Origin of the sequence: Salinicoccus cyprini (assembly GCF_007713705.1) — a bacterium.
GTDB lineage: Bacteria > Bacillota > Bacilli > Staphylococcales > Salinicoccaceae > Salinicoccus > Salinicoccus cyprini.
In genome coordinates this window covers 1-760 of the sequence record NZ_VMSJ01000016.1, presented here as the reverse complement: position 1 = coordinate 760, position 760 = coordinate 1, and the positions used below count along the sequence as shown (strand labels likewise).

The 760-nt window shown below is 57.0% G+C and carries 1 protein-coding gene; it reads right to left on the bottom strand.

What is annotated here, in order from left to right; translation table 11 throughout:
- On the bottom strand, positions 1–567 hold a 567-nt coding region (locus FO441_RS12500; RefSeq protein ID WP_186365560.1), incomplete at its 3' end, for a replication initiation protein.
- Positions 568–760: the final 193 nt, after the last annotated feature.

The window sequence follows — 760 nt, the reverse complement described above, 5'->3', positions numbered from 1 at the left end:
CACGTTATCGAACACCGTCACGTTACGCCCCAGCCCGCCAACCTCTTTGCGACTGCGGCGGCTATAGGCCGCTAAATCTGCATCAGGGCAGAACTCAGCCAGATAGTCGAGGCTAAACGGCTCGGCGTGATGCCATATCGTCCACCAATCGCCGTGTACGGGGTTTTTGGTGATTAGCCCTGCATATCCCATGTCAGCCCCCAGCCGCTTTGCCAGAACGTGCTCTATGGCCGCCAGATAGCGCAACGGTTTTTGCTTGGCCGCACTGGTACGGGCCACAACAGCCTCAAGATAGTACCCATAGTGAGCATGGCTGTTCTTGGGGTTGAACGTGATCCAGTTCGGGGCTGGTAATCCCGCATCCTTCCATGCCTCATAGCCATCTGAGCTGTCCACATCGAACACCAGACAGGCCACGTGCGGCGGCGGGTTGTGCTGGATATGGCGATAGGCCAGCGCGGTCGCTTGCGGGCGGATCAGCAACCCCTGCGCCGGATCATCGGTGCAGTAGGGACGACGGGGGAGACGTTCGACAAAGGCAGCGGCGTGAAGCGCTGGTTTTACCATCGGACACCGCGCTTATTGGCGGTGCTGGCTTGTTTGATGTGATCCATGTGGTATTCTTTACCTCGTGATTCGTCACAGCCCCGAACTCTCTGTATTCTTCCGCCAAGTTGATCACAGAGATTCGGGGTTTGTCTTTTCTGGGCAATACGTTACCGCACTCCCGTTTTATCAAGCAAGGTCACCATGCCATTCC